Below are 1287 nucleotides of genomic sequence, written 5' to 3' on the forward strand. Positions count from 1 at the left end.
CCTGCGGCTCGAGGCCGTGCACTACGACGAGGCCGGCTTTCGCTACGCCCTCAACCAAGACGCCATGGCCACGGAAAAGCTCGCCGAGGGCATCCGCGCCTTTGCCGCCGATGCCGGAAAGCTCGAGCAGCTCATGCAGGCGGCGCTGGCGGCATGAGTGCAACCGCTGCCTACACCGACCCGCGCACGCGCTGCGACCGCACCCTGGCCTGGGGCCGGCTGGCGGCGCACCATGCAGACGCCGGCCAGGGCTTCGACCTGCGCGCGGCCTTCGACGGCCCGCAGGCGGCGGCGCGCGTGGCGCATTTCAGTCAGCAGGCGCCGCACGTCTTCGCCGACCTGTCGAAAAACCTGATCGACGAGTCCACCGAGGCGCTGCTGCTGGAACTGGCGCGCGAATGCGGCGTGGAGGCCTACCGCGACGCCATGTTCGCCGGCGCGCCCATCAACCACACCGAGCAGCGCGCCGCCATGCACTGGCTGCTGCGCGCGCCTGCGATCGGCGAGGGCGGCGCCCCGGCCGCGCCCTTCGTCGCCCAAGCGCTGCGCGAGGTGCACGCTACGCTGGATTCCATGCTGGCCCTGGCCGAGCAGGTGCGCGCGGATGGGGCCATCACCGACGTCGTCAACATCGGCATCGGCGGCTCCGACCTCGGCCCCTCCATGGCCGTGAAGGCGCTGGACGACCTGCGGCCCGAAGGCAAGCGGCTGCACTTCATCTCCAACGTCGATGGCATGGAGCTGGGCAGCCTGCTGGCGACGCTGCGGCCCGGGAGCACGCTGTTCCTGATCGCCTCCAAGACCTTCACCACGCTGGAGACCATGACCAACGCCCGGGCCGCACGCGCCTGGTTCCTCGCGCAGGGCGGCAGCGAGAAGGCGCTGGCGCGCCACTTCTGGGCGCTGACCACCAACCTGCAAGCCGCCGCCGAATTCGGCATCGAGACCACGCTGGGCTTTTGGGACTGGGTGGGTGGGCGCTATTCGCTGTGGTCGGCCATCGGGCTGCCGATTGCCATCGCCATCGGCGCCGAGGGTTTTCGCCAGCTGCTGGCCGGCGCCCACGCCATGGACCGGCACTTTTGCACCGCGCCCCTGGCGCGCAACCTGCCTGTGCGCCTGGCGCTGCTGGACGTCTGGTATCGCAATTTCCACGGCTTCGCCAGCCGCTGCGTCGCCCCCTACAGCCACGGCCTGCGCCGCCTGCCGGCCTACCTGCAGCAGCTCGAGATGGAGAGCAACGGCAAGGGCGTGGACGCCGCCGGCGAGCCGCTGCCCTACGCCACC

At 71.1% G+C, this 1287-nt stretch carries 2 protein-coding genes; both read left to right on the plus strand.

What is annotated here, in order from left to right:
- Positions 1-157 (plus strand): transaldolase family protein (locus A612_RS17005; RefSeq protein ID WP_277422520.1); only part of this gene is annotated, 157 nt, incomplete at its 5' end.
- Positions 154-1287: glucose-6-phosphate isomerase (locus tag A612_RS06465; RefSeq protein ID WP_019373695.1), on the plus strand; the 1134-nt coding region annotated here is incomplete at its 3' end. The genes A612_RS17005 and A612_RS06465, both read left to right, overlap by 4 nt.

This window comes from Melaminivora alkalimesophila (assembly GCF_000282995.1).
Lineage (GTDB): Bacteria > Pseudomonadota > Gammaproteobacteria > Burkholderiales > Burkholderiaceae_C > Melaminivora > Melaminivora alkalimesophila.